This window comes from uncultured Finegoldia sp. (genome assembly GCF_947252345.1).
Lineage (GTDB): Bacteria > Bacillota > Clostridia > Tissierellales > Peptoniphilaceae > Finegoldia.
Genome location: NZ_CAMXVC010000047.1, coordinates 1 through 8037 on the forward strand (window position 1 = coordinate 1; position 8037 = coordinate 8037).

General features: G+C 27.6%; 7 protein-coding genes. All 7 read right to left on the reverse strand.

Annotation, left to right across the window (positions count from 1 at the left end; translation table 11 throughout):
• Window positions 1–1605: DNA primase (gene dnaG / locus Q0X02_RS07635; RefSeq protein WP_297813928.1), on the reverse strand; the 1605-nt coding region annotated here is incomplete at its 3' end.
• 15 nt (window positions 1606–1620) lie between these two features.
• Window positions 1621–2631 carry a deoxyguanosinetriphosphate triphosphohydrolase gene (locus tag Q0X02_RS07640; RefSeq protein ID WP_297813931.1) on the reverse strand — a complete coding sequence of 337 codons (1011 nt, stop codon included), beginning with the start codon at window positions 2629–2631 and terminating at the stop codon, window positions 1621–1623.
• Between the two features lie 115 nt (window positions 2632–2746).
• On the reverse strand, window positions 2747–4774 hold the full coding sequence (locus tag Q0X02_RS07645; RefSeq protein WP_297813934.1) for a bifunctional 4-hydroxy-3-methylbut-2-enyl diphosphate reductase/30S ribosomal protein S1: 2028 nt from the start codon (window positions 4772–4774) through the stop codon (window positions 2747–2749).
• Window positions 4774–5343, reverse strand: coding sequence for a 1-acyl-sn-glycerol-3-phosphate acyltransferase (locus Q0X02_RS07650; RefSeq protein ID WP_297813936.1), 570 nt, complete (start codon window positions 5341–5343; stop codon window positions 4774–4776). Before Q0X02_RS07650 ends, Q0X02_RS07645 begins: the two co-directional genes overlap by 1 nt.
• 1 nt (window position 5344) lies before the next feature.
• On the reverse strand, window positions 5345–6202 hold the full coding sequence (gene cmk, locus Q0X02_RS07655; RefSeq protein WP_297813938.1) for a (d)CMP kinase: 858 nt from the start codon (window positions 6200–6202) through the stop codon (window positions 5345–5347).
• Window positions 6199–7401 carry an NAD(P)/FAD-dependent oxidoreductase gene (locus Q0X02_RS07660; RefSeq protein ID WP_297813941.1) on the reverse strand — a complete coding sequence of 401 codons (1203 nt, stop codon included), beginning with the start codon at window positions 7399–7401 and terminating at the stop codon, window positions 6199–6201. The genes cmk and Q0X02_RS07660 overlap by 4 nt, the downstream gene beginning before the upstream one ends.
• Window positions 7402–7941 carry a class I SAM-dependent methyltransferase gene (locus Q0X02_RS07665; protein ID WP_297813944.1) on the reverse strand — a complete coding sequence of 180 codons (540 nt, stop codon included), beginning with the start codon at window positions 7939–7941 and terminating at the stop codon, window positions 7402–7404.
• Between the last annotated feature and the right edge of the window lie 96 nt (window positions 7942–8037).

Genomic DNA, 8037 nt, shown 5'->3' on the forward strand with positions numbered 1-8037 from the left:
CGTGGGCTCGGAGATGTGTATAAGAGACAGATCTATAGCTTTGTCCATATTGATATCATTCTTAAAAAATTTTCTAGTTAATTGCTCATCCAAATGATTCACATTATTCTTAGAATAAAAATCATTAACAAAAATCATAAAATTATTATATGAATCAATATTTGTTTGGAAATTTTTAACCTCATCCTGAATTTTCTCATAATTATTTCTGTCAAAACAAGCAATCGTCATTATCTTTACAGCTGTCATTTTTTCTTGAACATCAGTGTTGCTTTTTTTAACATTTTCTTCAGACTCAACACCAGAATAATTTGTTTTTTTTGTTTGCAATATATTTAATTTTTTATTTATATCTTGCCTTAAACTATTAGGTTCTATTTTTAATTCAGAAGAAAACTTTAAAATATATTCATTTCTGATTACCTCTCTATCTAATTTAGACAAAAGAGTACTCAATTCATCGATTAATTGAATTTTTTCTGAGATATCATCAACGTTGTATTTTTGTAAAATTTTTTTATATTCATAAATTGTACTATCTAATGCGTTATCAATTAATTTATTAAAATTTTCATTTCCGTATTTTTTTATATAATCATCCGGGTCTAAATTATCTGGTATGACAATTATACTAGGACTGATATCTTGCTCTTTAAATATTTCAATAGCTCTGGATGTGGCATTCTGACCTGCAGAATCACCATCATAACAAATATAAATATTTTTACAATATCTTTTTATAAGTTTAGCTTGGTCATGTGTCAAAGAAGTTCCCAATGATGCTATCGCAAAATCAAATCCATAATTCGTAAGTGAAACCACATCCATATAACCTTCAACGAGAATTATTTTGCCAACCTTAGTGGAATTTTTAAGGTTTGAAACTCCATAAATGTGTTTACTTTTGTCATAAGCCAAACTTTGAGGCGAGTTCATATATTTCGCTTTATCATCAATTAGTGTTCTTCCTCCGAATCCTATAATATTGCCTCTGATATCGTCAATAGGAAACATCAATCTGTTTTTAAATTTATCATATAAATTACTCTTTTTATCTTGATTCACAAGTCCAAGTTCTATTATATCATCTTTTTGATGTCCCTTTGAAAGCAAATATCTGTACAGACTGTTTTTTCCATCAGCATATCCTATTACAAATTTATTTATCATAGAATTGTTAAGTTCTCTCTTTTTGATATAATTCTTTGGAATATCATTTATCAATAAATTCTTATAAAAGAAAAGTTTTGCATCATTATTTATTTCATACAATTTTTTTCGATGTTCATATTTTTCTTTATTTACTTCATTAGTTTCTACAATTATACCAAGTTTGTCGGCTAAGAATTTTATTGCTTCTGGATATGTTAGTCCCTCCTTTTGCATTATAAACGATATAACATCTCCACCTATTCCACACCCAAAACAATGGAAAATTCCTTTAGATGGTGAAACGCTAAAAGATGGAGTTTTTTCATTGTGAAAAGGACATAACCCAATATAATTTGAGCCAGACCTTTTTAACTCAACATAATCTCCTATTACAGAAACTATATCAGCAACATTCTTGATTTCATCTATTTTCTCTTGTGGTATAAACCCCATTTTATCATCCAATCTTTAAATATTCCATGATGAAGGAATAAAAATCTCATTAAATGTCCTTCTAGCGAATGAATCTGTCATTCCAGCTATGTAATCACTTACTATATCATCATTTGTTTTATTTTTTAAATACTCATTGTCGTAAATGTTCAAATGTGACATTGGTAATCTAGTAATATCTTCAATATAAAATTGATATAAACTTTTCAAAACATATTCTACCTTTTTATCGTCTTTTCTGACAGTTGAATTAAAATATACTTTTTCAAACATAAATGACCTTAATTGTTCCATTAATTTATAAGTTGATTCGGACATAGTAATACAGTTTTTACCAAAACTTGAATTAACTAAATCATTTACCAAAAAATTAATTCTCACTGAGCCTCTATTTCCTAATCGGTTTGTAATTTCGGCAGGTAAATCAGATTCTTTTAAAATATTAGATCGAATAGAATCATCTATATCGTGATTAATATACGCAATTCTATCAGAATATTTTATTATTTGTCCCTCCAAAGTGCTGGCTATATTTTCTCCAGAATGATTCAATATACCATCCATAGTTTGCAATGTTAGGTTTAATCCTACTCTTCTATCAGTATGTTCTAAATATTTAACTACATTGATTGATTGTTCATAATGTTTGAATCCATTAGGATTTAATTTATTAAGAACTTTTTCACCCAAATGTCCAAATGGTGTATGACCCAAATCATGTCCTAAACCAATAGCCTCTACCAAATCTTCATTTAAATTAAGACATCTGGCAATGGTTCGTGCTATTTGCGTAACTTCTAAAGTATGAGTCAATCGAGTTCTGTAATGGTCCTTTTCCGGATTCAAATAAACTTGAGTCTTGTGTTTCAGCCTTCTAAATGATTTTGAATGAATAATTCTGTCTCTATCAATTTGAAACGGATTTCTTATATTATTTTTTTCTTCAAATACGTATCTTTTTGCATCTTCTGACCTAGTTGCAAACTCATTTAAATTTTTCTCGTAAATTTTAAAATCAATATCCATAATAAATCAATCCTTTAACTTATATGTTTTATATACCCGAAATTACATAAACTAACTCATTATGAAATTTAAAAAAAGCCAAACAATGTTTGGCTTTCCAAGTTATCAAAAATTATTAATTATCTTCTTCGATTTCTTTTAATTTTAGATCCAATAATGCACCTAAATCACTATTAATTAAAGTTTCTTCATTTGATTCAGGTTTTTGCTCTACCTTTTTAGGTTTAACTTTCTTAGGTCTTGGCTTTCTTTCTTCTTTTTCTGGTTTTGGTAAAAGAGCTTTCATGCTAAGAGCAATTCTTTTCTTTTCAGGATTGATTTCTAAAATTTTAACTTTTACTGTATCGCCTATGTTTAATTCATCAGATGGTTTATCTACATGTTCATTAGAAATTTCTGAAACATGGACTAATCCTTCAATTCCTTCAGCTAGTTTAACGAATGCACCAAAATCTACAAGATTAACAACTTCTCCTTCGAGTGTATCACCTTCATGATTGTTTTCAATGAAAGCATCAAATGGTTTTTGTTGTAACTGTTTTAAACCTAATGAAATTCTATTTTTTTCTCTGTTAGCTTTAAGTACAACAGTTTCTATTTCGTCTCCTACTTTAAGAACATCTTGTGGTGATTCGATTCTGTTCCAAGAAACATCTGATATATGAAGTAAACCGTCAACTCCACCTAAATCAATAAAAGCACCAAAATCAGTAATTCTTTGTACTTTACCAGTGATTTTTTCACCTACTACAATATTTTCCCAAGCTTTATCTTCGATTTCCTTCTTTTCAGCTTCTTCAACAGCCCTGCGTGATAAAACAAGACGTCTTTTCTTTTCATCTATATTCAAAACTTTACATACCAAAGTTTCTCCTACAAATTTAGATAAATCTTTTACAAAGTGAGTAGTTACTTGAGAACCCGGTATAAAAGCTCTTACTTCATTTACTGTTGCGATCAATCCGCCTTTTACTACTTGTGTTACTTTTGCTTCAACAGTTGAATCATTATCAAAACTAGATACTAAATTTTTCCAATTTTTAATTCCTTCAACTCGTTTTGTAGAAAGTACAACATTACCTTCGCCGTCATCTAATTTGATAACATAAACTTCGATTTCGTCACCTTGTTTGTATAAATCTTTAGGTAATTTACCTTCTTCTGTTGATAATTCGTCAAGCTTAATAATACCATCAGCTTTGTAACCAATATTAACCATGACTTCATCATCTGTTACATAAATAACTTCGCCCTTTACAATTTCTTTAGGGTAAATCTTATTCATGCTTTCTTCTACTTGTTCCATAAAATCCTTGCTGTAATTATCCATTAAATTTACAACCTCCTCAATAATCCAAGCCGGTGTGGATGCACCAGCTGTAATACCTAATAAATTAGATTTAATAATACTATCATCGACACAAATATCTCTATATGTTTCTACTCTAAGAACTTTTTTACAATTTTTTTTTGCAATTTCATATAATTTATTTGTGTTAGAACTATTCAAACCTCCAATAACTATCATACAATCAACTTTCTTAGAAAGTTCTAAACAAGCTGTTTGTCGGCTTTTTGTAGCTCCACAAATAGTATTATCTATCACAACGTTAGTATTACCTCTTACTATTATATCAGAAATTTCTAAAAATTTCTTCATTAAATTTGTAGTTTGTGAAATTACATATAATTTATCGCCCTTTATAAGCTTTGCTTGTTCAACCGAATTTATAACTTCAACATTATCATCAACTTGTCCCTTCATTGCCTTTATTTCAGGATGGTCTGGGTCACCAATTATAATTATTTTATATCCTTCTTGATGTTTGGCATTAATCTTGCTATAAATCTTCAATAAAGAAGGGCAAGTTAAATCAACTAATTCATATCCATTATTTTTTATTTCTTCTTTTAATTTTTTTGTGGCGCCATGTGACCTTATGAATATTGTTGAATTTTTTTCGGCATCTTTGTATTTATCAATATTTTTAATACCTAATTTCTTTAATCTTTCACATTCATCTTTGTTATGAATCAGTTGGCCTAGAGTGTATTTATTTTTAGATTCATAATTCTCAATTATGTCTACTGCTCTTTTAACTCCATAACAAAATCCAGCATTATGTTGTACAATTATATTCATTAATTCACCTGATAAATATCATTATAGATTGCTTTTGTAATAGCTTTGTTCCTACTTTCTTTTGGAAAATCTTCAAAATCTTGTATTACAACTTGATTCCTAATAAACACATCGATTTTAGAGCCGCACTTATAATCTGATTTTATATATACAGGAATTACATCACAATTAGCTCTCGAAGCTATCATAGCTACACCTGTCTTCATATTATCTTCACTAACGTTTTTTACTCTTGTTCCCTCTGGAAAAATTCCTAAAACTTCATTGTTTTTTAGTAAATTAATGGAATATTTAATCGTTTTAATATTTACATTTTCTCTATCTACTGGAAAAACTCCTGCCTTTTTAAATAAATAAGCTATTATTCTATTTTTAAACAGTTCTTTTTTTCCCATAAAGTTTATCTTTCTATCGAATATTATTGCAAGAACCACAGGGTCCCAAATACTTATATGGTTAGCACAAATAATTAATGGCTTGTTTGGAAGTTTAGTATCGCCATGAACTTCCAATTTGTATATAATATTAAATACTATTTTCAAAATAAACTTACAAAAATTATAAAACATTCTATCTCCTAATAATTGTTAACATTTTTTCGACAACTTCATCAATACCCAAATCATCTGAGTTAATTAAAATAGCATCTTTTGCCTTTTTTAGAGGTGCATATTTTCTATTTTTATCTTGTTCATCTCTGATTTTAATATCTTCAAGAATGACATCGTATGAAGAGTCGTCTTTTTTTTCGTTATATCTTCTTCTAGCTCTAATTTCTGCTGAAGCATCTAAATAAAATTTATAGTCAGCATTTTTTAATATATTTGTTCCAGCGTCTCTACCATCAAGAATAATAGCCTTATCCTCTGCAATTTTTCTTTGAATTTCAACCATTTTTTCTCTTACAGATAAATAAGTTGAAACTTTAGATGCAATCATTGATATCTTGTTAGTTCGTATTTCATCATTTAATAAACATCCATTTACAATAATTTTAGAATTTTCAAAAGTAATATTCATATTATTTAAAACTTGAATAACTTTGTTTTCATTGTTTAAATCTATCTTTGATTGTAAGCAATAATATGCTAATGATCGATACATAGAGCCAGTATCTAAGTACTCTATATTTAAAATTTTAGCCAATAATTTACAAACCGTAGATTTACCAGAACCACTTGGACCATCTACTGTTATAGAATAAATTTTATTATTTAAAAGTTCTACATAAAAATAATTTTCATCGTTTTCACTTAGCATTCTCGATGTAAGAAGAATATTCTTATCTGTGTGTATATTTTTATCATCAAATATTTCATTCATACACTTAGGTGTTGAAATTAAAATTATATCGAATTTCCTATTTTTTATATAATTATTAATGAATTTATAAAATTCGTCAGTATTCTCATATTTTACTTTAATCATATATTTATCCCCGCTAAATAACCTGTTGAAAATGCAAACTGTAAGTTAAAACCACCTGTAAATCCATCTACATCGATTATTTCACCGCAGAAATAAAGATTTTTTACAAGTTTTGACTCCATGGTACTTGGATCAATTTCGTTGACATCAATGCCACCTACACTAATTATCGCATATTCAAGTTTTTCATTTGAAATATAATTGAAATCAAAATTTTTTAACGACTTCAATAATTTTTCTCTTTCAATTTTCGTTATTTCATTTACTTTCTTATCCGGATTAATGTTAGACAATTTTAGAATCGGAAGAATTAACTTTTTTGTAGTTAATTTACTAATTGCATTCTCAATAGTTTTATTTGAATTAGCATTAAAATCCCTTAAAATCCTATCATCAAGTTTTTTTTCTGTCAATGCCGGTTTAAGGTCTATTGATATTTTTGTTTTACCATTTTTGTGGCATAAAATACTTGATAAAGTAAGAACTAAAGGTCCAGAAATGCCTCTTTTCGTAAAAACTAATTCTCCGGTTTCATTATAAATTAATTTATTTTCAACATAACACTTTAAACCAATATTTTTTAGACTAACACCTTCGAGCATACTTACATTTTCTTGTAAAATTATAGGGCACAATCCTGGTTTCGTTGTATTAATGGAATGTCCTAGATTTTTTATTTGATTAAATAATGAGCCGTCTGAACCTGTATTTGGATATGATTTTCCACCACAAGCAATAATTATTTTATCAAATTTATATTCTTTTACCGAACTTGTCAGATAAAAAGAGTCAGATTTGTAGATTTTTTTTATTTTTTCATTCAAGTGAACATTTATATGTTTTTTCTCTATTATTTTCGAAAATACTTTAATGACATCTGATGATTTATCACTATTTGGGAATACCCTCTTTCCTCTTTCTACTTTTGTTTTTAAACCATTTTGATTAAAAAAATTTATGACTTGTTGATTAGTAAAGTCATAAAATGCACTGTAACAAAAATATTTGTTTGTATTTATATTATCTATTAGTTCAGAAACTTCACAATCATTGGTGATGTTACATCTACCTTTACCAGTTATATATAATTTCTTTCCTATTTTTTCATTTTGGTCAAAAATATATATATCATTCTTTTCTTCTATAAAACTTGCTGCCATTAGACCAGCAGCACCCGCTCCTATAATAGCTACTTTCATTTATTTTATCCTTTCAATAAGGCATACAAATGGTGGGTTGTTAATTTGATTTATAAAATCATATCTAATGACATTAAAAACTTTTTGATTTAATGTTTTTAAGTAGTCAACGATTTTTATACTTTCTTCTAACCCTGATTTGTGTCCAGGATAAAAAGTTATAATAACAACTCCATTTATGTTCAATTTTGTTAAAATTTTCTGGATAGTATTTATAACTACAAAATAATTAGTCGTAATTTTTTTATCTCCACCCGGCAAATATCCCAGATTGAAAATAACAAAATCAACATTTGTTTTCACATAAATTTCGAAATTTTCATGAGAATCATTTATAACAGTTAAACCTTGTATTTTTTTAAAATTATCGGTGCACTGTTTTTGAATATCAAAAGCAAAGACTTTGATAGCTCTATTTATGCTAAACATATTGTAAGTATCATTTCCATTGCCAAAAGTCATATCCAAGCAAATTTTTGATTGTGGAACTTTATATTGCATTATCGTATTTACTAATGATTTTGTGCTATTATAAATCATTGCAATGCCCCTTGAAAAGTAAATTCAAATCTATTTTTCCGTTATTAGGAAAAAAAGAATTAACAAGCATATTTTTGTCATAAATTTCTTCAATTC

Bases quoted from the DNA above. Each gene is read 5' to 3' on its own strand.
- Q0X02_RS07660 (WP_297813941.1), bottom strand. From the start codon at position 7,401: ATGAAAGTAGCTATTATAGGAGCGGGTGCTGCTGGTCTAATGGCAGCA.
- Q0X02_RS07640 (WP_297813931.1), bottom strand. From the start codon at position 2,631: ATGGATATTGATTTTAAAATTTACGAGAAAAATTTAAATGAGTTTGCA.
- cmk (WP_297813938.1), bottom strand. From the start codon at position 6,202: ATGATTAAAGTAAAATATGAGAATACTGACGAATTTTATAAATTCATT.
- Q0X02_RS07665 (WP_297813944.1), bottom strand. From the start codon at position 7,941: ATGATTTATAATAGCACAAAATCATTAGTAAATACGATAATGCAATAT.
- Q0X02_RS07650 (WP_297813936.1), bottom strand. From the start codon at position 5,343: ATGTTTTATAATTTTTGTAAGTTTATTTTGAAAATAGTATTTAATATT.
- Q0X02_RS07645 (WP_297813934.1), bottom strand. From the start codon at position 4,774: ATGAATATAATTGTACAACATAATGCTGGATTTTGTTATGGAGTTAAA.